Here is an 18,936-nt window from a genome sequence, read left to right as displayed (position 1 = left end):
GCGGATGCCTCTCGCCGAGGCATCCGCGCCGCTCACGGGCGGACTGTCGAAGAAGGGGCTGAGCGCCGGAACGGTCGGTCTCATCGGCGCCGTCGTCATCGGCATCTCGTGCATCGCGCCCGCCTACACCCTCACCGCGGCGCTCGGCCCCACCGTGTCGGAGGTCGGGTTCCAGGTGCCGGCGATCATCCTGCTCGGCTTCATCCCGATGCTGCTCGTCGCATTCGGCTACCGCGAGCTCAACCGCTCGATGCCCGACTCGGGTACGTCGTTCACGTGGGCGGCGCGCGCCTTCGGGCCGTGGGTGGGCTGGATGGCGGGCTGGGGGCTCGTCGCAGCCACGATCCTCGTGCTGTCGAATCTCGCCGGCATCGCCGTGGAGTTCCTCTTCCTCCTCATCGACCAGCTCGCGGGCAGTCCGGGGACCATCGCCGACCTCGCCTTCAACCCGTTCATCAACGTCGCGGTCTGTCTGCTGTTCATGCTCGGCGCGACGTACATCTCGTACCGCGACATGCAGACCACGCAGAAGCTGCAGTATGTGCTCGTGAGCTTCCAGGTGCTGGTGCTGGTGGTCTTCTCGATCGCGGCGTTCGTGCACGTCGCGAACGGCACCGCCTTCGACGCGAGTCCCGTCGAGGCATCCTGGTTCAACCCGCTCGTCGTGACGCCGCCGCTCGCGATCGTCGCGGGCCTGTCGCTGTCGATCTTCATCTTCTGGGGATGGGACGTCACCCTCACCATGAACGAGGAGACCCGCAACCCCGAGAAGACCCCGGGCCGCGCGGCCACCGTCACCGTGGTCACCATCGTCACGCTGTACCTGCTGATCTCGGTGGCGCTGCTGGCGTTCGCGGGCACGGGAGAGGAGGGCCTCGGGCTCGGGAACCCCGACATCCAGGCGAACGTCTTCTTCTACCTGTCGGGCCCGATCCTGGGGCCGCTGGCGTTCCTGGTGTCGCTGGCCGTGCTCACGAGCTCGGCGTCGTCGCTGCAGTCGACGTTCGTAGGCCCCGCGCGAACGCTTCTCGCCATGGGGCACTACGGGGCGCTGCCGCCGGCGTTCGCGAAGGTCTCGCCGCGCTTCTTCACGCCCGGCTACGCCACCATCGTCTCCGCCGTCGTCGCGTCGGTGTTCTACGCCGTGATGCGGTTCATCAACGAGAACGTGCTGTGGGACACGATCACGACGCTCGGCATGATGATCTGCTTCTACTACGGCATCACCGCGTTCGCGTGCGTCTGGTACTTCCGCCGGCAGTGGTTCGACTCGGCGCGCACCTTCTTCTTCACCCTGCTGTTCCCTCTGGTGGGCGGCGTCATCCTCGTCGCGCTGTTCGTGATCACCCTCGTCGAGAGCCTCGATCCGGCGTACGGCAGCGGCACCGAGTGGTTCGGCCTCGGCAGCGTCTTCGTGCTCGGCGTGCTGATCATCGGCCTCGGCATCGTGATCATGATCTGGCAGGCGATCAAGCGTCCTGCGTTCTTCCGCGGTGAGACACTCGGTATCGACGCGCCCGAAAGCCTTCGACGCGCCCGCCGCTGACGGGCAGACTGTCCCCAATCCATCCGATCGGAGAGGAAGCATGACCGACTACGCCGTCGTCAACCCGGCCACAGGAGAGACCCTGGCCACCTATCCCACCATCACCGACGAGGCCCTGGAGGCAGCGATCGCGAAGGCGGATGCCGCGTACCGCACGTGGCGCGACGTGCCCGTCGCCGAGCGCGCGGCGCGCATCCGCAAGGTCGCCGAGCTCCACCGCGAGCGCCGGGACGAGCTGGCGGCGATCATCGTGCGCGAGATGGGCAAGCCGCTGTCGGCCGCGCTGGGCGAGGTGGACTTCGCCGCCGACATCACGGAGTACTACGCCGACAACGCCGAGACGATCACGGCCGACCAGCCGATCGACATCCTCGGCGAGGGCACCGCGGTCATCCGCCGCAGCCCGCTCGGGGCGCTCCTGGGCATCATGCCGTGGAACTTCCCCTACTATCAGGTCGCCCGCTTCGCAGCGCCCAACGTGGTGGTGGGGAACACGATCCTCCTCAAGCACGCACCGCAGTGCCCCGAGTCGGCCGCGGCCATCGAGCGGATGTACGCGGATGCCGGGCTCGGCGAGGGCGTCTACACGAACGTGTACGCCACCAACGACCAGGCGGCCGCCATCATCGCCGACCGGCGGGTGCAGGGCGTCTCGGTGACCGGCTCGGAGCGGGCGGGGTCCGCCGTGGCGGCGCTGGCCGGACAGAACCTGAAGAAGGTCGCGCTCGAGCTCGGCGGATCCGACCCGTTCATCGTGCTGTCCACCGACGACCTGGACGCGACGGTCGCCGCCGCCGTCGAGGCGCGCATGGACAACAACGGCCAGTCGTGCAACGCCCCGAAGCGCTTCATCGTGCAGGAGGGCCTCTACGACGCCTTCCTCGAGAAGTTCACCGAGGCGATGACTGCGTCGAAGATGGGCGACCCGTTCGCCGACGACACCGTCCTCGGTCCGCTGTCGTCGCTGGCGGCCGCCGAGCGCCTTCAGGAGCAGGTCGACCGGGCGGTGGCGCAGGGGGCGCGGCTCGTGGCCGGCGGCACACGTGACGGCGCGTTCTACGAGCCGACGGTGCTCACCGACGTCACGCCCGAGATGGACGTGTACCGCGAGGAGCTGTTCGGGCCGGCGGGGGTCGTGTACAAGGTCGCGGACGAGGACGAGGCGGTCAAGGTGGCCAACGACACCAGCTTCGGCCTCGGGTCGTACGTCTACACGACCGATCCCGAGCAGGCTCAGCGCATCGCGGACAGGATCGACGCCGGCATGGTCTACGTCAACATCGTGCTCGCCGACTCGCCCGAGCTGCCCTTCGGCGGTGTGAAGCGCTCCGGCACCGGCCGTGAGATGGGGCTGCTGGCCGCGGACGAGTTCGTCAACAAGAAGCTCATCCGCGTCGCCCCCTGACGCCGCGACCTCCCCGCGCCACCCCCGGACGGCGGGACCGCCATCCGGGGGTGTCGCCGCGACCTCGGAAACGCGAGGATAAGGGCATGGCAGAGACAACCGACCCCGTCGTCGCACTCGCCGACGAGCAGTGCTGGGAGCGCCTGCGCACCCAGGAGCTCGGCCGGCTCGTCACTCGAGTGGGCGACGTGCTGGACATCTTCCCGGTGAACTACGTCGTCGACGGTCAGGGTGTGCTGTTCCGCACCGCGCAGGGCAGCAAGCTCTTCGAGCTCACCGTGAACGACGAGGTGCTGTTCGAGGTGGACGACCACACCGACGCCGAGGCGTGGAGCGTCATCGTGCGGGGTCACGCGCATCCGCTGGACCGCTCCGCGGACGTGGAGCGCGCCGACGGCCTGGGTCTTCGGCCCTGGATCCCCACCCTCAAGTACACGTACGTCCGCGTCGAGGCGACGTCGATCTCGGGCCGCGCGTTCCAGCGCGGTCCCGAGCCCGACCGCTACGGCGTGCAGCAGTACTGACGCTGTCGCGCCATGTCCGGGACACACCTGCGGAGGGGCCCCGGTTCGCGGGCTCCGCGGGCATGCCGTACACTTGATGGTGCAGTTGAATTCTGCATTCTTTCGGTGTGCCCGCCGGTCGGGCACGCATCCTCAAGCCGCGGTGAGAGGGGAAGAGTGCGGGCTTCACGAGACCTCCGGGTCTCTAGGGCGGTAGCTCAATTGGCAGAGCAGCGGTCTCCAAAACCGCAGGTTGCAGGTTCGATTCCTGTCCGCCCTGCGCATCAGCGCAACACCGGTGACATGGCTCCGGTCGAACACAACACCCTGCGTTGACATGTAATGTGCGGCCGACCCGCGTCGGCTCACGGAAGGTAATCAGGTGGCATCGATGGTTCAGGACGAGCCGAAGGGCGAAGTCGTCCCCACTGAGGGAACGGCGGCGCCTCGCGAGAAGAAGCCGAACGTCTTCGCTCGCATCGCCCTGTTCATCCGTCAGGTCTTCGCCGAGCTCCGCAAGGTCGTCACCCCGACGCGCCAGGAGCTGCTGAAGTACACGGCGGTGGTGCTGGGGTTCGTCGTCGTGATGATGGCGATCGTCTACGGCCTGGACGTGCTGTTCGTGTGGATCACGGCCTACGTCTTCGGAGTGCCCGGCGCCTGATCCTGAGCGCCCCGGCTCGCCGGTGCACGGCACGGGCGGCCGCAGGTCCGGAAGCGGACGGAACGGAAGAGAATTCACGTGACTGAAAGATATGTCGACGACGCCGATTGGGCGACGGCCGCCGAGCAGTCGTCCGAGGACGACGAAGCGCAGGAGGGCAACGTCCTGGCCGCCGAGGAGCGCTCGGTGGAGCCCGCAGAGCACCTCGCCATCCACATCGTCGACGACGCCGACGCCGACGAGGACGACGCCGACCTGGACGACATCGACATCGACGACCCGGAGGCGGATGCCATCGTGAACGACGCTCTCAACCTGGACGAGACGGCCGAGACCGAGGCTGCCGCCGAGGTGATCAACGACTCCATCGCGGAGGAGGTCGCCGAGCGGGAGGCCGAGGCCGCCGACGAGGTCAGCCCCTACGACGGCCCCGATGTGAACGGCGACGAGGACGAGCCGGAGCTCGACGAGGCGGCCGACGCCGTCGAGACGGATTCCGACGACGAGTCCGACGAGGACGAGGACCCGTACGAGGCGTTCCGCGCCGAGCTGCGCACCCTCCCGGGCAAGTGGTACGTCATCCACTCCTACGCCGGCTTCGAGCGCAAGGTGAAGGCCAACATCGAGCAGCGCAAGTCGACGCTCGAGGTCGAGGAGGACATCTACCAGATCGAGGTCCCGATGGAGGACGTCGTCGAGATCAAGAACGGGCAGCGCAAGATGGTCACGCGCGTCCGGATCCCCGGCTACGTGCTCGTGCGCATGGAGCTCAACGAGGACACCTGGTCGGTCGTCCGCCACACTCCCGGCGTCACCGGCTTCGTGGGCAACGCCCACAACCCGACCCCGCTGCGCTTCGAGGAGGCCTTCAACATGCTGAAGAGCCTCGTCGAGGTCAAGGAGGTCGCCGGCGCCAAGGGCGGTGCCGCCAAGAAGGGCGCTGCCGCCGCTGCCCGCGTCATCCCCGCCGAGGTCGACTTCGAGGTGGGCGAGACCATCACGATCAAGGAGGGCTCGTTCGCGGGCCTGCCCGGCACGATCAGCGAGATCAAGCCCGAGAGCGGCAAGCTCACGGTCCTCGTCTCGCTCTTCGAGCGCGAGACCCCGGTCGAGCTGTCGTTCGACCAGGTCACCAAGCTCTGACTCATCGAGATTCTCCGAAGCGCCCCGCCGAATCGGCGGGGCGCTTCGTCGTGCGCGGCAGTCGGCGGTGCCGAACGCTTCGGCGCGCGAGTGCGGAGAAGCGCAGGATGCCGGATCCGCTGGGCTTGCGGCATCCGTGATTCTGCAGATCTCCGGCGTCCTGCTCCGCGTCTGCAGGAGACCCTCCACGTCGCCAGGACTCGGCACCTCCTCCCCAGGGCCGGGGAGGGTCCCGGCTCCGAGACTCGGCGCCTCCTGCCCAGGCCGAGGAGGGCTCCGCCTCCGAGACTCGGCGCCTCCTCCCCAGGCCGGGGAGGGCTCCGGCTCCAAGACTCGGCGCCTCCTCCCCAGGGCTGGTAGGGTCCCGGCTCTCCACCGTCGCGGGCGTGACTGTCGGCGCGGCCCCCGGGATGTCGCACCCTGAAGGCCATGGATCACCTTCTGGGCGAGGTGCGCGCGGCGGGCGGGGTTGCGCGCGTCGCTTCGCTGCGGGCGCGGGGGCATTCGCGCCGCACGATCGAGAATGCCGTGTCGTCGCGAGCGCTGACCCGTCCGCGCAACGGCTGGGTCGCCATGCCCGGCGCCGATCCGCTCCTCGTCGCGGCCGCACGCGCCGGGGTGGTGCTCACGTCCCACACCCAGGCGCGAAGGCTCGGGCTGTGGGTTCTCGAGGAGCGTCCCGTGCACGTGGCTGCTCCTCCTCACCGGCACGTCGGCGAGGTCAAACGGGACACCCACGTGCATTGGGCGCGGCCGCTCGTGCCAAGGCATCCAGACGCTCTGGTCGACCCGATCGAGAACGTGCTGGTGATCGCCGCGGCGTGCCTGCCGCGCGAGGAGGCGCTCACGATCTGGGAGGCGGCGCTTCGGCTCGAGCTGGTGGAGCGTTGGTCCTTTGAGAGGATGCCCCTGCCCTCGTCTGCGCGAGATGTCCTGGCCGAATGCTCGTCGCACTCCGACTCGGGGCTGGAGACGCTCATTCCGGTGCGGCTGCGCTTCCTCCGGCTGCCGATCCGCCAGCAGGTCTGGCTCGCCGGTCACCCGGTCGACTTCCTCATCGGAGACAGGCTCGTGCTCCAGATCGACGGCGGCCACCACGTCGGCGCGCAACGGCGCAGCGATATCGCGCACGACGCGCGGCTGACCCTGATGGGTTTCCACGTGATCCGCATCGACTACGTCCAGGTGGTCACGCGGTGGCCCGAGGTGCACGACGTGATCGTGCGGGCCATCGCCCAGGGCCTTCACCGCGCGGCATGACGCTCACCGTCGCGCGCAGGCCCCAGGGCCTTCACCGCGCGGCATGACGCTCACCAGTCATGCGCATGACCACAGAGATGTGCACGATGACGGATGCCTCGCCCCCGCGGCATCCGTCATCTGGCACATCTCCGTCATTCGGTACACGCGCGGATGGCCAAGGGGCACGCGCAGATGGCCAAGGGGCGCTAGCGGATGCTGCGGCTCGCGGCATCCGGTAGACTAGAGCGGTTGCGCGTGTCTGCGCGACCATCCCCACCACATTCAGGGTCCGCCTGATCCGTGGAAGCGTGCCCGCACGGGCGCACGAAACAGAGGAAGAAGAATGGCACCGAAGAAGAAGGTGACCGGCCTGATCAAGCTTCAGATCAACGCCGGTGCAGCCAACCCGGCGCCGCCGATCGGCCCCGCGCTCGGTCAGCATGGCGTCAACATCATGGAGTTCTGCAAGGCGTACAACGCCGCGACCGAGTCGCAGCGCGGAAACGTCATCCCCGTGGAGATCACCGTCTACGAGGACCGCAGCTTCACGTTCATCCTGAAGACCCCGCCGGCCGCCGAGCTCATCAAGAAGGCCGCCGGACTGCAGAAGGGCTCGCCGACGCCGCACACGACCAAGGTGGGCAAGCTCACCAAGGACCAGGTGCGTCAGATCGCCGAGACCAAGCAGGCCGACCTGAACGCGAATGACATCGAGGCCGCCTCGAAGATCATCGCCGGCACCGCCCGCTCCATGGGCATCACGGTCGAGGACTGAGGGGAACAGTAACCATGGCTACCAAGTCCAAGGCCTTCCAGGCCGCTGCCGCCAAGATCGAGGCGGACAAGTTCTACACTCCCACCGAGGCCGTCGCCCTGGCGAAGGAGACCGGTTCGGCGAAGTTCGACTCGACCGTCGAGGTCGCGCTCAAGCTCTCGGTCGACCCCCGCAAGGCGGACCAGATGGTGCGCGGCACCGTCATCCTCCCGCACGGCACCGGCAAGACCGCCCGCGTCATCGTGTTCGCGACCGGTCCGGCCGCTGAGGCCGCGATCGCCGCGGGTGCCGACGAGGTCGGCGGCGCCGAGCTCATCGAGAAGGTCGCCGGCGGCTGGACCGCGTTCGACGCGGCCGTCGCCACGCCCGAGCTCATGGGCCAGGTCGGTCGCCTCGGCAAGGTGCTGGGTCCGCGCGGCCTCATGCCCAACCCCAAGACCGGCACCGTGACCCCCAACCCGGCCAAGGCCGTCGAGGAGATCAAGGGCGGCAAGATCGAGTTCCGCGTCGACAAGCACGCCAACGTGCACTTCGTCGTCGGCAAGGCCTCGTTCTCGGCCGAGCAGCTCGACGAGAACCTCAAGGCCGCGCTCGAGGAGATCGTGCGCCTGAAGCCGTCCAGCTCGAAGGGCCGCTACATCCAGAAGGGCGCTGTGTCGACCACGTTCGGCCCCGGCATCCCGCTGGACGTCAACGCGCTCGCCTGACGCTTCGACCGTCGCAGCGACGGTCCGTCCGAAGGCCCCACCCGCTCGGGTGGGGCCTTCGGCGTCTCCGAGCGGCGTGAGCGGGCGGGCGCAACGTCGGATGATCCCCGCCGGGGGACGGATGCCGCGACCCGGCGTGTCGGGCGGGGCCTCCGATTCTGTGCGCGGCGCCGAGCGTTCGGAGTAGCGTCGGAGTCATGCCCACGCCCCTTCAGGACCTGTTCGGCATCGACGCGCCCATCGTGCTGGGCCCGTTCGGCGGGCTGTCGTCGGTGGAGCTCACGGCGGCGGTCAGTGACGCCGGGGGGCTCGGGTCGTACGGGCTCTACGGGTACTCGGCGGACCGCATCAGCGACACGATCGCGGCGCTGCGGTCTGCGACCACGCGACCGTTCGCCGTCAACCTGTGGCTTCCCACCGGCGACGAGGTGGCCCCCGGCGACGTCGACCTCCGCCCCGCGATCGAGGCGGCTGCGCCGCTCTTCGACGAGCTGGGTCTGGCCCGTCCGGCGCCGCCGTTCGAGTTCATGCCCGACGTCGACGCCCAGGTGACGGCGGTGCTGGATGCCGCGCCCGCGGTGCTCAGCGTGGTCTTCGGCGTGCCCTCCGACCGGCTCGTCGCCGCGGCGCACAGCCGTGGCATCCGGCTCATCGGCACGGCCACGACGGTGGCCGAGGCCGTGGCGCTGGACGCAGCCGGCGTCGACGCGGTCGTCGCCACCGGCGCGGAGGCGGGCGGCCACCGCGTCTCCTTCCTGCGCCCGGCCGAGCAGTCGCTCATCGGCACCTTCGCGCTGGTGCCGCAGGTGGTGGACGCGGTGCGGGTGCCCGTCATCGCGGCAGGCGGCATCGCCGACCGGCGTGGCGTCGCCGCGGCGTTCGCGCTGGGCGCCTCGGGCGTGCAGGTCGGGTCGGCGTTCCTCCGCACGCGGCAGTCCGCCGCGACCGCCGCCCACCGGCAGGCGATCGCCGGTGCCGCCGACACCGGCACCGTGCTCACCCGGGCCATGAGCGGACGGCTGGCGCGTGGCATCCCGAACCGCGCGATGCGCGCTCTCGAGACCGCCGGCGTCATCGCGCCGTTCCCCGCGCAGAACTGGCTCACGGGGCAGTTCCGGACGGAGGCCGCGCGGCGCGGCGAGGGCGAGCTGGTCTCGCTGTGGGCCGGGCAGGCCGCGGGCCTGGCGGTCCTCGACGATGCGACGGACGTGTTCGCCGAGCTGAGGGCGGGCGTCCCGCAGGCGGCGGGAGGCAACGCGGCGTAACGCGGGGAAGAGCCTCGGCGCGACCCGTGTTGTACTGGAAGGCCCCAGGACGGGCGTCCACCCCTTCGCGCGTCCTTCGCACTCACCCCACCAGGAACAGCTACATGTCACGCCGCAGTATCACCGCCCTCGTCGTCGCCACCGCCGCCGCCCTCGCGCTCACCGCCTGCAGCAGCGGCGGATCCGCCGACCCCGCAGCGTCCGCGGAGGCGGACGACCTCGGTCTCGTGTCCGCGGGCACGCTGACCGTCGCGACCGAGGGCACCTACCGCCCCTTCAGCTACCACGACGAGTCGGGCGACCTCGTCGGCTTCGACGTCGAGATCGCCGAGGCCGTCGCAGACAAGCTCGGGCTCGAGGTCTCCTTCCAGGAGACCCAGTGGGACGCGATCTTCGCGGGGCTGGACGCCGGCCGCTTCGACGTCATCGCCAACCAGGTCTCGATCAACCCGGAGCGCCAGGAGAAGTACCTCTTCAGCGAGCCCTACACGGTATCGCCCGGCGTCATCGTCGTGCCCGAGGACGACGACTCGATCACGAGCTTCGACGACCTCGAGGGCAAGACCACCGCGCAGTCCCTCACGAGCAACTGGTACGAGCTCGCCCAGGAGAGCGGTGCCACCATCGAGGCCGTGGAGGGATGGGCGCAGGCCGTGGCGCTGCTCCAGCAGGGCCGCGTCGACGCCACCATCAACGACAACCTGACGTTCCTCGACTACGAGAAGAGCGAGGGCCCGACGGGTCTGAAGATCGCCGCGGAGACCGACGAGCCGGGCCTCAGCGCGTTCGCGCTCACCCAGGACAAGGAAGCGCTCGCGGAGGCCATCGACGGCGCCCTCGCCGAGCTCCGCGAGGAGGGCGTCCTCGCCGAGATCAGCGAGAAGTACTTCGGAGCCGACGTCACCGAGTAGTGCATCCCGAGCCGCCGCTCGCCCTGCCCTGGGCGGGCGGCGGCTCTGTGCGAAGGAGGAGCGCCCATGGACGAGACCATCTGGACTCTGCTCGTCGACTCGTTCTGGCCGCTGCTGCTGGCGGCGATCACCGGCACGATCCCGCTTGCGATCGCCTCGTTCGCGATCGGCATGGTGATCGCCGTGGCGATCGCGCTGCTGCGACTGTCGCGCAATCCCGTGCTGTCGAACGTCGGACGGTTCTACGTCTCGGTGATCCGCGGCACGCCGCTGCTGGTGCAGCTGTTCGTGATCTTCTACGGGATGCCGTCGGTCGGCATCGTCATCGATCCCTGGCCGGCGGCGATCATCGCCTTCTCGCTCAACGTCGGCGGCTACGCGGCCGAGATCGTCCGCGCGGCGATCCTCTCGGTGCCCAAGGGACAGTGGGAGGCCGCCCACACCGTCGGGTACTCGCAGACCCGCACCCTCACCAGGATCGTGCTGCCCCAGGCGGCGAGGGTGTCCGTGCCGCCGCTGTCGAACACCTTCATCTCGCTGGTGAAGGACACGTCCCTCGCGTCCACGATCCTGGTGACCGAGATGTTCCGTCAGGCGCAGCAGATCGCCGCGTTCTCGTTCGAGGTGCTCCCGATCTACCTGGAGGCCGCCCTCATCTACTGGCTGATCTGCCTGGTGCTCTCCACCGGCCAGAGCGCGATCGAACGGAGGCTCGACCGCTATGTCGCCCACTGACCACTCCCACGACGACGCGCTGGCCCCTCCGGCGCCCGCCGACGACCGCCCGCTCCTGACGGTGTCGGGGCTCACGAAGAGCTTCGGCGACAACCGCGTGCTCGACGGCGTGGACCTCGAGGTGCGCCGTGGCGAAGTCGTGGTGCTCATCGGTCCGAGCGGCTCGGGCAAGACGACCGTGCTGCGCTCGCTCAACGGCCTCGAGATCCCTGAGGCGGGCACCGTCGCGTTCACCGGCGGACCCGCGGTGGACTTCGCCGCCCCGGTGTCGAAGGCGGACCGCATCGCGCTGCGCGACCGGTCGGCGATGGTGTTCCAGCACCACAACCTCTTCCCGCACCGCACCGTGCTGCAGAACGTCATCGAAGGGCCGGTGTACGCGCACGGCGTGCCGAAAGGGGAGGCGATCGCGCGCGCGGAGGCGCTGCTCGAGCGCGTGGGCCTGAGCGAGAAGCGCGATGCGTACCCGTTCGAGCTCTCCGGCGGCCAGCAGCAGCGGGTCGGCATCGTGCGGGCGCTCGCCCTTCAGCCGACGCTGCTGCTCTTCGACGAGCCGACGAGCGCCCTGGACTCCGAGCTCGTCGGCGAGGTGCTCACCGTCCTGAAGGAGCTGGCCGACGAGGGCTGGACGATGCTCATCGTCACGCATGAGCTGGCCTTCGCGCGCCAGGTCGCCGACGAGGTGGTCTTCTTCGACCAGGGCGTCATCGTCGAGCGCGGGGCGCCGCAGCAGCTGTTCACCGCTCCGAAGCATGAGCGCACGAGGCGGTTCATCGACCGGATCCTCCGGCCCTACGACGAGTAGTCAGCCGGTCGGGCGCACCTCGAAGCCGCGTTCGCCGGTGGGCGTGGCATCCGTCACCGTCGCCGACTCCACGAGCGACCCGGGCGGCCCCTCTGCCATCCAGGCGAGCACCTCGTCGACCTGGCCGGGAGTGCCCTCGACCTCGGCCTCGACCGCCCCGTCGCGCCGGTTGCGCACCCACCCGGCGACCCCCGCCTCCCGGGCGACCATGCGCATGGTGTACCGGTAGCCGACGCCCTGCACCTCGCCGCGGACCGTCACGTGCACCCGTCTCATGAGCCCATCGTGCCCTGCCGGTGGTGACGCGTGCGAGCGCCGGATGCCAGGATGCCTCCATGGGAACCGTGGACGAATTGCTCGCAGGGCTCGATCCCGCCGATCGGCCCTCTGTCGAGCGCATCTATGAGATCGCCCGCGAGGAGGCGCCCGACGCCGAACAGGGGACCGGCTACGGGATGCCGGCGCTGGTCTACCGCGGCAAGCCGCTCGTCTCCGTGATGAGGGCGAAGAAGCACATCGGCGTCTATCCCTTCAGCCCGGAGGCTGTCGCAGCCGTGTCGGGCGCGCTCGAGGGGCATCCCGGTGTCGGACTGGACAAGGGGACGATCCGGTACCAGCCGGAGCACCCGCTCCCGGACGACGTGGTGCGGGCTCTGGTCGTCGCTCGTCGGGAGCAGATCGAGCGCTGAGCCGGCTGCGGCGCAGCCCGGTGGGGTCGGGCTCGTCAGTGCGGGAGCACCAGTGAGACGCCGAGCGCGATCATGACGACCGCGATCACGGCGTCGAGGATGCGCCAGGCGCGGGGCGTCGACAGCCAGCGGCCGAGCAGGCGCGCGCCGAACGCGAGGCCGAAGAACCAGAGGAAGCTCGCCGCCATCGCGCCGGCGGCGAAGAGCCAGCGCTGATCGCCGTGCGTGTTGGCGACCGTGCCGAGGAGGAACACGGTGTCGAGGTACACGTGCGGGTTGAGCCACGTCAGTGCCAGGCACGTGAAGACGACAGGCAGCACCCGCGCCGTTGCGGCGGAGGCGGGGCGGACGCGGGTGGCGACGGATGCCGGTGCCTCGGGCCCCGATCGCAGCTCGATGGCGCCGCCGCCGACGACGTCGTGCGCGGCATCCGGGTCGTCTGGGCCGCCCAGGACGTCGCCGGTCGGCCGCCAGGCGCGCCGCGCTGCGAGGAGGCCGTAGACGACGAGGAACGCGGCCCCTGCCCACCTGACGACGTCGACCAGCCACGGCACGGCCTGCAGGACGAGTCCGATGCCCGACACCCCGAGCGCGATGAGCGCGGCGTCGGACACGGCGCAGATCGTCGCCACGACCAGGACGTGCTCCCGGCGGAGTCCCTGCCGCAGCACGAAGAGGTTCTGCGCGCCGATGGCGATGATGAGGGAGAAGCCGAGGCCGAGGCCGGCGATGAGGGGACTGAGCACCCTTCGACGCTAGGAGCCGGCTGATCCGTAGTCCAGCTCATGGTTCTTCAGTACCATTAGCCCCACTGAAGATGCGCATTCCGTTCGAGCTGGCAGAGACCCTGGCCGTCGTCGTCGACGAGGGCACGCTCGACTCCGCCGCCCGGCGACTGCACATCACCCCGTCCGCCGTCAGTCAGCGCATCAAGGCGCTGGAGGAGCAGCTGGGGCGTCTCCTGCTGGTGCGCTCGAAGCCCGCCCGCGCGACCGAGGCCGGAGCGTCGGTCATCCGGCTGGCGCGCCAGACGGCGCTGCTCGAGCACGACGCGCTCGCCGAGCTCGGTGCGGACCCCGCTGACGCCGCGCTGGCGAGCGTGCCGCTGGCCGTCAACGCCGACTCCCTGGCGACGTGGTTCCTCGAGCCGCTCGCCCGGCTCGCGCAACGGCATCCGGTCGTCTTCGACCTGCATCGCGACGACCAGGACTTCACGGCCGGGCTGCTGGAGTCGGGAACCGTGATGGGCGCCGTCACCTCACGGGCGGCGCCGGTGCCCGGATGCCGCTCGTCGGTGCTCGGCGCCATGCGGTACGAGGCCGTCGCCACGCCGCGCTTCGCGGCGCGCTGGCTCGCCGGGGAGCCGCTCGCCGCCCTCACCGCCGCACCCGTGGTCGACTTCGACCGCCGCGACGACCTCCAGAACGAGTGGCTCTCGGACCAGGGCGTCGATCCGGCGCGGCCGCCGCGCCACTACGTCCCGGCCTCGAACGACTTCGCGACCGCCGTGCGGCTCGGACTGGGCTGGGCGATGCTGCCGCGGTTCCAGTCGCACGACGCGATCGAGCGCGGCGAGCTCGTCCTGCTCGGCGGCCGCCCGGTGGACGTGGTGCTGCACTGGCAGCAGTGGAACCTCCGCTCGCCGCTCCTGGACGCCATCGCCGACGAGGTCGTCGCCGAAGGCAGGCGCGTGCTCGCGCCCGTGCGGTGACACTGCAGGTCAGCCGTCGCTGACGCGGAGCACCACCTTGCCGCGCGTGTGACCGGCCTCGATCGCGCGGTGCGCGCCGGGCGCCTCCTCGAGCTCGAAGACCTGCTCGACGTAGACCTGGACCGCGCCCGAGTCCAGCAGGCGGGCGATCGTCGCCAGCGCTCCGCCGTCGGGGATGACCTTGTACGACGTCGCGCGCACGCCGGCCCCGGCTGCGGCCGCCGCGTACCCCGGCCACGAGCCGGTGGGCACCAGAACATACAGCCCGCCCGTGCGCAGCACCTCGAGGGAGCGGGAGCCGGTGTCGGCGGAGACGTTTCCGACGAGGTCGATCACGACATCCACCTCGGGGACCACCTCCTCGAAGCGCGTGGTCGTGTAGTCGATGACGACCGCTGCGCCGAGCTCGCGCAGCCACGAGGAGTTGCGCGCGGAGGCCGTCACGGTCACGTGCGCGCCGAAGTACGCGGCGAACTGCACCGCGAAGTGACCGACGCCGCCGCTGCCGGCGTGGATCAGCATGCGCTGACCTTCGTGCGCGTGAGCGGTCTCGACCACGAGCCCCCAGGCCGTCAGGGCCGCCAACGGCACGCCCGCCGCCTCGACGTGCGACAGCGTGGCGGGCTTGCGGGCGACCGACAGCGTCGGCGCGACGACGTAGTCCGCGTACGTCCCGCCGGTGCGCGGGAACGCCGCCATGCCGAACACCTCGGTTCCCGGCGGGAACGGGTGGGACTCGTACGGGCTCTTCACCACGATCCCGCTGAAGTCGAACCCGGGGATGGCGGGATACCCGCCGATGGAGGCGGACACCCCCGCGCCCGACCGCGTCTTGGCGTCGATCGGGTTCACGCCCGCGGCCACCACCCGCACGAGCACCTCGCTGAGCACGGGGGAGGGGACGGGGACGGATGCCGCGCGCAGCGCGTCCGGCGTCCCCGGCGCGTCGACGACCATGGCCCGCATCGTCTCGGGCGGGTCGGCCACCTCGGTGAGCGGGACGTCGGGCGATGATCGCAGCGGCCGGATCCTCATCGTGCACTCCTTCCGCGGGCGTGCCGCCGTCGGCACCGGATTCCATCCCCGTGGCACCAGTCAACCCTGCCCACGTCTCGACCGTGTTACGCCGGTGCTAAGCCCAGCCGCAGAGCGCCTGTGGGGCGTGGGCCGTCAGCGGTCAGGCGTCAGGCGTGAGGCGTCTCGCCCGCGGTGAGGGCGTGCAGCAGCCGCGTGAGGTTGCGGATGTCCTCCAGCGGCCACTCCGCGAGCGCGTCGACCAGCGTGTTCTCCTGCGGTGCGCGCGCCTCGGCGAGGCGTTCCAGCCCGAACGCGGTCGGCGACAGCAGGTGGGAGCGCCCGTCGTCCGGATCGGGCGTGCGCTCGATGAGGCCGAGTGCTTCCAGCTCGCGCACCGTGCGGCTGATCTGGCCCTTGTCGGCCATCAGGACTTCGGCGAGGGCCGACAGGGTGATCCGCTCCCGGCGGACGATGGTGGTGAACACCTTGTAGGCGCCCGGCAGCATGCCGGGGCTCACCCTGTTGGCGTTCTCGCTGATCACCCGCCGGAAGCGCGTGACCAGCTCGCCGAACTCCGCCTCGAGGGCGCGCACCGCCTCGGTGCGCGCCGCTCGGGTGTCGGGGGAGGTCATCGTGATCGACATTAGCGGCGGACGGATGCCTCGTCCGACGCGTCGCCGGACGGTTCGGGCTGTGCGGCGGCGGCGGCGGAGGCATCCGTGTTCCCCGTCCGCGGAGCGGTCGCCGTCAGCGCCGCCATGCCCTCGGCCGTCGAGACCGTCGCGAGGTCGGCCTCGCTGGCCTGCACGCGCTCGCTCGTCGTCATCCGGGTCAGGGGCACGTTCGGCAGGAAGAGGATCGCGATGAGGCTGATGACGGCCAGCGGCACGGCGATGAGGAACGAGTGCGCGATGGCCTGCGCGTAGATGTCCTCGACGATCACGCGGACGCCCTCGGGCAGCGTAGAGACCTGCGGGATCGTGCCGGACTGGAGCTGCTCCGCGATGGCGGCGCCCTTCTCGCCGAGCGTCATGATGGCTGCGGCGATGTCGTCCGTGCGGTCGGCGAAGAGGTCCGTCGCCGACGCCGCCAGCGCGGCGCCCATCACCGAGACGCCGACGGTGCCGCCGAGGCTGCGGAAGAAGGTGACCCCCGAGCTCGCCACCCCGATCTCGCTCGGCTTCGCGGTGTTCTGCACGATGAGCACGAGGTTCTGCATCGTCATGCCGACGCCCGCGCCGAGCAGGAACATGTAGAGCGAGACGAGCGCGAAGTTCGTGTCGTAGTGGATGGTCGACAGCAGATATGAGCCGGCGATGAGGAGCACGCCGCCCGCGATGAGGTAGGGCTTCCAGTGGCCGTGCCGGGTCACGAGGCCGCCGATCACGATCGACGCGAGCAGGAGGCCACCGATCATCGGGAGGGTCATGAGCCCCGCCTCCGTCGGGGTCGCCCCGCGCGCGAGCTGCATGTACTGGCTGAGGAAGACCGAGGTGCCGAACATCGCGATGCCGATGGAGATCGACGCCACGACGGCGAGCGTGAAGGTCCGGTCGCGGAAGAGCGTGAGCGGGATGAGGGGCTCCTTCGCCCGCAGCTCGACGATCACGAAGAGCACGGCCGCAAGGAGCGCGCCCCCGACCATGAGGGCCGTCTCGACGCTCCACCACTCGTAGTCGTCTCCGGCGCCGGTGACCCAGATGAGCAGCAGCGACACGGCGGTGGACAGCAGCACGATGCCGACGTAGTCGATGCGCGCCTTCTGCTTCGGGCGGGCGGGAAGGTGCAGCGTGCGCTGCATGATGATGAGCGCCGCGACGGCGAAGGGCAGCGCGATGAAGAAGTTCCAGCGCCAGTTGATGGTGTCGGTGATGAAGCCGCCGAGGAGGGGCCCGCCGACGGTCGCCACGGCCATGACGGCGCCGAACAGGCCCATGTAGCGGCCCCGCTCGCGCGGGCTGATGATGTCGGCCATGATGACCTGGCTCAGCGCGGCGAGGCCGCCGGCGCCGAGGCCCTGCACGGCGCGGAACGCGATGAGCGTGCCGGGGTCCTGCGAGAAGCCCGCGGCCGCGGTGGCCAGCACGAAGAGCACGATCGCGAGCTGGATCAGCAGCTTGCGGTCGAAGAGGTCGGCGAGCTTGCCCCAGATGGGAGTCGAGATCGCCGTCGTCAGGAGGGTCGCCGTGACGACCCAGGTGAAGGCCGCCTGGTCGCCGCCCAGGTCGTGGACGATGACCGGCAGCGAGGTCGACACGACGGTCGATGCGAGCATCGACACGAACATGCCCAGCAGGAGGCCGGTGAGCGCCTGCAGCACCGTGCGGTGCCGGCGCCTGTCGTCGACAGCGGCGACCGATCCGGTCGCGGGGGTGGGTTCAGTCATGGATGGTCTTTCCGAGGCGATGGACGGGAGCGGCGGCGGCGCCGGAAGCTGGTTGACCGAAGTCAACAGTTGATTTGGATCAACTATAGATTGATCGTTGAGGTGTGTCAACCATCCGGGAGGCGCGGATCGGCGGAAGATGGAGAGGTGTTCAGTGTGGAGCTGGTCCCCGACGACGCCGTGGACCGCGCTGTGAGGGAGGACTGGACGCACCTGATCGACGCCGGGCTGCCGAGTTCGGGGCGCAACCCCGCGCCGAGCAACCGCCCCCACGTCACCCTCGCCGTGCGGGAGCACATCGACCCGCGCGAGCTGGAGGGGATCGCCGACCTCCTGCCGCTGCCGCTCGAGCTCGGCGGCGTGCTGCTCTTCGGCCGCAGCCCGCGGCTGGTCCTCACCCGGCAGGTCGTGCCCGTCGCAGCGCTGCTCGCGTTCCACGCGGAGGTGGCGTGGCGGATCGGCCCGCCCGAGCCGCACTACGCCAACACGGCGCCCGACCGCTGGTCGCCGCACATGACGCTCGCCCGCGGACTCGATCCCGAACGCCTGGCGCTCGCGCTGCGCGCGGTGCAGCTCGGGCATGCTCGAGGGCACGCGGTGGGACTGCGGGTGTGGGATGCCTCGGCCAAGCAGGTCACGACCCTGCGCTGAGCGGACTCAGTCGGCGAGGGCGAGGGCGCGGAACGGCTCGCGGGGCGGAGCCGGGGGCTGCGGCATCCGATCATCCGTGCGTCGCGCGCGCGTCGTGCGCAGATAGAGCTCGTCGATGAGCGCGGTGGCGAGGCGCACCAGCTTCGCGATCTCGGCCTCGTCGCGGTCGACCCACGCGCAGCGCGGCTCGTCGCCGACCGGCACGAAGCCGTCGTGCTGCTCCCACGCGACGAGCGTGCGCTCGGCCCCGAGCACGTGCTGCTGCCACCACACCTGGCGGAGGTAGGAGCGGGGGATGCTGCGCCACGCCTTGTTGGTCGTCTTGATCTCGGCCAGCATGACGCGGCCCGCGCCGTCGACCGCGATGCCGTCGGGTGTGGCCAGATGGCGCTTCTCGACGACGGCGTGGAAGAGCGCCGATGACGGCTGGATGCCGTGCGTAGCGGCGACCCACCCCGCGATCTCGGGCTCGCGCGCGCGGCCGTGCGCGGTGTAGGCGTTGCCGGAGAACCCTGAGCCCATCAGCTTCGCGTCGGCTGCGCGCGAGATCGCCCTGTCGGAGGTCAGCGCCGCGACATCGGTCGCGGTGATGCCGCGCGACCGCGCACGGACCCACGCGACCCGGTCGCGGGAATCCGCGACGATGCGGGCGGCGAGCTCGGGTGTCACGGATCAACCGTACGCCGCCGCCGCGACATCCGCCGCCCGCGACACCCCCCGGCGTAGCCCCTCATCCCTCCCTCCCTCCCTCCCTCCCTCCCTCCCTCCCTCCCTCCCTCCC

General features: G+C 70.4%; 21 protein-coding genes and 1 tRNA gene. 16 read left to right on the top strand and 6 right to left on the bottom strand.

The window, feature by feature from the left end; translation table 11 throughout:
• The first annotated feature begins 4 nt into the window (after positions 1-4).
• The 13 genes from ACFRAL_RS12620 to ACFRAL_RS12560 all read left to right on the top strand — a co-directional run bounded on the left by ACFRAL_RS12620 (position 5) and on the right by ACFRAL_RS12560 (position 11,701).
• On the top strand, positions 5-1,546 hold the full coding sequence (locus ACFRAL_RS12620; protein WP_378883383.1) for an APC family permease: 1,542 nt from the start codon (positions 5-7) through the stop codon (positions 1,544-1,546).
• 40 nt (positions 1,547-1,586) lie between these two features.
• Complete coding sequence (locus ACFRAL_RS12615) at positions 1,587-2,951, top strand: NAD-dependent succinate-semialdehyde dehydrogenase (RefSeq protein WP_336394857.1); 1,365 nt, start codon at positions 1,587-1,589, stop codon at positions 2,949-2,951.
• An 86-nt stretch (positions 2,952-3,037) separates the two neighbouring features.
• The gene (locus ACFRAL_RS12610) at positions 3,038-3,475 is read left to right on the top strand and encodes a pyridoxamine 5'-phosphate oxidase family protein (protein ID WP_378883380.1); all 438 of its coding nucleotides are present in this window, start codon (positions 3,038-3,040) and stop codon (positions 3,473-3,475) included.
• A gap of 186 nt (positions 3,476-3,661) precedes the next feature.
• Positions 3,662-3,734, top strand: a tRNA-Trp gene (locus tag ACFRAL_RS12605).
• Between the two features lie 111 nt (positions 3,735-3,845).
• Positions 3,846-4,118, top strand: a complete 273-nt coding sequence (gene secE / locus ACFRAL_RS12600) for a preprotein translocase subunit SecE (RefSeq protein WP_336395064.1) — start codon at positions 3,846-3,848, stop codon at positions 4,116-4,118.
• A 78-nt stretch (positions 4,119-4,196) separates the two neighbouring features.
• The gene (gene nusG / locus ACFRAL_RS12595) at positions 4,197-5,261 is read left to right on the top strand and encodes a transcription termination/antitermination protein NusG (RefSeq protein ID WP_378883377.1); all 1,065 of its coding nucleotides are present in this window, start codon (positions 4,197-4,199) and stop codon (positions 5,259-5,261) included.
• A gap of 429 nt (positions 5,262-5,690) precedes the next feature.
• Entirely contained in the window at positions 5,691-6,521 is an 831-nt protein-coding gene (locus ACFRAL_RS12590) for an endonuclease domain-containing protein (protein ID WP_378883374.1), read from the top strand.
• A gap of 325 nt (positions 6,522-6,846) precedes the next feature.
• A complete protein-coding gene (gene rplK, locus ACFRAL_RS12585) occupies positions 6,847-7,278 on the top strand; it encodes a 50S ribosomal protein L11 (RefSeq protein ID WP_192634886.1) in 432 nt (143 codons plus the stop codon).
• Between the two features lie 14 nt (positions 7,279-7,292).
• A complete protein-coding gene (gene rplA, locus ACFRAL_RS12580; RefSeq protein WP_336394861.1) occupies positions 7,293-7,985 on the top strand; it encodes a 50S ribosomal protein L1 in 693 nt (230 codons plus the stop codon).
• A 197-nt stretch (positions 7,986-8,182) separates the two neighbouring features.
• Positions 8,183-9,250, top strand: a complete 1,068-nt coding sequence (locus tag ACFRAL_RS12575) for an NAD(P)H-dependent flavin oxidoreductase (RefSeq protein ID WP_378883371.1) — start codon at positions 8,183-8,185, stop codon at positions 9,248-9,250.
• A 104-nt stretch (positions 9,251-9,354) separates the two neighbouring features.
• Positions 9,355-10,161 carry an amino acid ABC transporter substrate-binding protein gene (locus ACFRAL_RS12570; RefSeq protein WP_336394863.1) on the top strand — a complete coding sequence of 269 codons (807 nt, stop codon included), beginning with the start codon at positions 9,355-9,357 and terminating at the stop codon, positions 10,159-10,161.
• 66 nt (positions 10,162-10,227) lie between these two features.
• On the top strand, positions 10,228-10,896 hold the full coding sequence (locus tag ACFRAL_RS12565) for an amino acid ABC transporter permease (RefSeq protein WP_378883369.1): 669 nt from the start codon (positions 10,228-10,230) through the stop codon (positions 10,894-10,896).
• Positions 10,883-11,701: an amino acid ABC transporter ATP-binding protein gene (locus ACFRAL_RS12560; RefSeq protein ID WP_378883367.1), complete on the top strand. Its 819-nt coding sequence runs from the start codon at positions 10,883-10,885 to the stop codon at positions 11,699-11,701. The genes ACFRAL_RS12565 and ACFRAL_RS12560 overlap by 14 nt, the downstream gene beginning before the upstream one ends.
• Here ACFRAL_RS12560 and ACFRAL_RS12555 read toward each other — a convergent pair whose 3' ends face one another.
• Positions 11,702-11,977, bottom strand: a complete 276-nt coding sequence (locus ACFRAL_RS12555; protein WP_336394866.1) for an acylphosphatase — start codon at positions 11,975-11,977, stop codon at positions 11,702-11,704.
• A 59-nt stretch (positions 11,978-12,036) separates the two neighbouring features.
• On the opposite strand from ACFRAL_RS12555, the gene ACFRAL_RS12550 reads away from it, so the two are divergent.
• Positions 12,037-12,390: an iron chaperone gene (locus ACFRAL_RS12550; protein ID WP_378883365.1), complete on the top strand. Its 354-nt coding sequence runs from the start codon at positions 12,037-12,039 to the stop codon at positions 12,388-12,390.
• 35 nt (positions 12,391-12,425) lie between these two features.
• Here the strand turns inward: ACFRAL_RS12550 and lysE are convergent, their stop codons facing one another.
• Entirely contained in the window at positions 12,426-13,136 is a 711-nt protein-coding gene (lysE, locus tag ACFRAL_RS12545) for an L-lysine exporter (RefSeq protein ID WP_378883362.1), read from the bottom strand.
• A gap of 71 nt (positions 13,137-13,207) precedes the next feature.
• On the opposite strand from lysE, the gene ACFRAL_RS12540 reads away from it, so the two are divergent.
• On the top strand, positions 13,208-14,101 hold the full coding sequence (locus tag ACFRAL_RS12540) for a LysR family transcriptional regulator ArgP (protein ID WP_378883359.1): 894 nt from the start codon (positions 13,208-13,210) through the stop codon (positions 14,099-14,101).
• A 9-nt stretch (positions 14,102-14,110) separates the two neighbouring features.
• Here the strand turns inward: ACFRAL_RS12540 and ACFRAL_RS12535 are convergent, their stop codons facing one another.
• The 3 genes from ACFRAL_RS12535 to ACFRAL_RS12525 all read right to left on the bottom strand — a co-directional run bounded on the left by ACFRAL_RS12535 (position 14,111) and on the right by ACFRAL_RS12525 (position 17,504).
• The gene (locus ACFRAL_RS12535; protein WP_336394869.1) at positions 14,111-15,136 is read right to left on the bottom strand and encodes an NADP-dependent oxidoreductase; all 1,026 of its coding nucleotides are present in this window, start codon (positions 15,134-15,136) and stop codon (positions 14,111-14,113) included.
• A gap of 149 nt (positions 15,137-15,285) precedes the next feature.
• The gene (locus ACFRAL_RS12530; RefSeq protein ID WP_378883355.1) at positions 15,286-15,750 is read right to left on the bottom strand and encodes a MarR family winged helix-turn-helix transcriptional regulator; all 465 of its coding nucleotides are present in this window, start codon (positions 15,748-15,750) and stop codon (positions 15,286-15,288) included.
• An 11-nt stretch (positions 15,751-15,761) separates the two neighbouring features.
• Entirely contained in the window at positions 15,762-17,504 is a 1,743-nt protein-coding gene (locus tag ACFRAL_RS12525; RefSeq protein ID WP_378883352.1) for an MDR family MFS transporter, read from the bottom strand.
• Between the two features lie 147 nt (positions 17,505-17,651).
• On the opposite strand from ACFRAL_RS12525, the gene ACFRAL_RS12520 reads away from it, so the two are divergent.
• Positions 17,652-18,155 (top strand): 2'-5' RNA ligase family protein, encoded by a 504-nt coding sequence (locus ACFRAL_RS12520; protein WP_336394872.1) that lies wholly within the window; start codon positions 17,652-17,654, stop codon positions 18,153-18,155.
• Between the two features lie 6 nt (positions 18,156-18,161).
• Here the strand turns inward: ACFRAL_RS12520 and ACFRAL_RS12515 are convergent, their stop codons facing one another.
• On the bottom strand, positions 18,162-18,824 hold the full coding sequence (locus tag ACFRAL_RS12515; RefSeq protein ID WP_336394873.1) for a YqaJ viral recombinase family protein: 663 nt from the start codon (positions 18,822-18,824) through the stop codon (positions 18,162-18,164).
• Positions 18,825-18,936: the final 112 nt, after the last annotated feature.

The organism is Microbacterium sp. NPDC056736 (assembly GCF_042790415.1).
Classification (GTDB): Bacteria; Actinomycetota; Actinomycetes; order Actinomycetales; family Microbacteriaceae; genus Microbacterium.
Note: the sequence above shows the minus strand (reverse complement) of the source record. Positions and strands in the feature narration are given on the sequence as shown.

What these genes read in the sequence shown, in the direction of transcription:
- ACFRAL_RS12555 (WP_336394866.1), bottom strand. Translation starts at nt 11,977, where the DNA reads ATGAGACGGGTGCACGTGACGGTCCGCGGCGAGGTGCAGGGCGTCGGC.
- ACFRAL_RS12540 (WP_378883359.1), top strand. Translation starts at nt 13,208, where the DNA reads ATGCGCATTCCGTTCGAGCTGGCAGAGACCCTGGCCGTCGTCGTCGAC.
- rplA (WP_336394861.1), top strand. Translation starts at nt 7,293, where the DNA reads ATGGCTACCAAGTCCAAGGCCTTCCAGGCCGCTGCCGCCAAGATCGAG.
- ACFRAL_RS12530 (WP_378883355.1), bottom strand. Translation starts at nt 15,750, where the DNA reads ATGACCTCCCCCGACACCCGAGCGGCGCGCACCGAGGCGGTGCGCGCC.
- ACFRAL_RS12590 (WP_378883374.1), top strand. Translation starts at nt 5,691, where the DNA reads ATGGATCACCTTCTGGGCGAGGTGCGCGCGGCGGGCGGGGTTGCGCGC.
- ACFRAL_RS12615 (WP_336394857.1), top strand. Translation starts at nt 1,587, where the DNA reads ATGACCGACTACGCCGTCGTCAACCCGGCCACAGGAGAGACCCTGGCC.
- ACFRAL_RS12565 (WP_378883369.1), top strand. Translation starts at nt 10,228, where the DNA reads ATGGACGAGACCATCTGGACTCTGCTCGTCGACTCGTTCTGGCCGCTG.
- ACFRAL_RS12610 (WP_378883380.1), top strand. Translation starts at nt 3,038, where the DNA reads ATGGCAGAGACAACCGACCCCGTCGTCGCACTCGCCGACGAGCAGTGC.
- ACFRAL_RS12535 (WP_336394869.1), bottom strand. Translation starts at nt 15,136, where the DNA reads ATGAGGATCCGGCCGCTGCGATCATCGCCCGACGTCCCGCTCACCGAG.
- rplK (WP_192634886.1), top strand. Translation starts at nt 6,847, where the DNA reads ATGGCACCGAAGAAGAAGGTGACCGGCCTGATCAAGCTTCAGATCAAC.
- ACFRAL_RS12560 (WP_378883367.1), top strand. Translation starts at nt 10,883, where the DNA reads ATGTCGCCCACTGACCACTCCCACGACGACGCGCTGGCCCCTCCGGCG.
- ACFRAL_RS12620 (WP_378883383.1), top strand. Translation starts at nt 5, where the DNA reads ATGCCTCTCGCCGAGGCATCCGCGCCGCTCACGGGCGGACTGTCGAAG.
- ACFRAL_RS12575 (WP_378883371.1), top strand. Translation starts at nt 8,183, where the DNA reads ATGCCCACGCCCCTTCAGGACCTGTTCGGCATCGACGCGCCCATCGTG.
- ACFRAL_RS12525 (WP_378883352.1), bottom strand. Translation starts at nt 17,504, where the DNA reads ATGACTGAACCCACCCCCGCGACCGGATCGGTCGCCGCTGTCGACGAC.
- ACFRAL_RS12570 (WP_336394863.1), top strand. Translation starts at nt 9,355, where the DNA reads ATGTCACGCCGCAGTATCACCGCCCTCGTCGTCGCCACCGCCGCCGCC.
- ACFRAL_RS12550 (WP_378883365.1), top strand. Translation starts at nt 12,037, where the DNA reads ATGGGAACCGTGGACGAATTGCTCGCAGGGCTCGATCCCGCCGATCGG.
- secE (WP_336395064.1), top strand. Translation starts at nt 3,846, where the DNA reads ATGGTTCAGGACGAGCCGAAGGGCGAAGTCGTCCCCACTGAGGGAACG.